This is a genomic window from Rhizobium sp. RHZ01, assembly GCF_014851595.1.
GTDB classification, from domain to species: domain Bacteria; phylum Pseudomonadota; class Alphaproteobacteria; order Rhizobiales; family Rhizobiaceae; genus Rhizobium; species Rhizobium altiplani.
This window is the reverse complement of sequence record NZ_JACUZZ010000154.1, coordinates 1-255: the sequence shown is the minus strand read 5'-3', so window position 1 is coordinate 255 and position 255 is coordinate 1. Positions and strand designations below refer to the sequence as shown.

Here is a 255-nt window from a genome sequence, read left to right as displayed (position 1 = left end):
GCTGGCGGCGGTGTCCTGGCTCGTCATTCCGACAGAGCTACCGACTGCCTACGCGCAGCAGCCAGCGCCCGCACCCGCTTCTGCTTCAGCCGCCGCGCCGGCACCGAGTACCGCCGAAACAGCAGCGGCGCCTCAGGCCTTGACGGAGGACGAACTCGAGACGCTTGTCGCGCGCATCGCACTTTATCCGGATGACCTCGTGGCACTGATCACGGCTAGCTCGCTGTTTCCGCTGCAGATCGTCGAGGCGAACCG

General features: G+C 66.7%; 1 protein-coding gene. It reads left to right on the top strand.

Annotation, left to right across the window (positions count from 1 at the left end; all coding sequences use genetic code 11):
* Position 1: 1 nt before the first annotated feature.
* Positions 2–255 (top strand): DUF3300 domain-containing protein (locus IB248_RS31250; protein WP_246779346.1); only part of this gene is annotated, 254 nt, incomplete at its 3' end.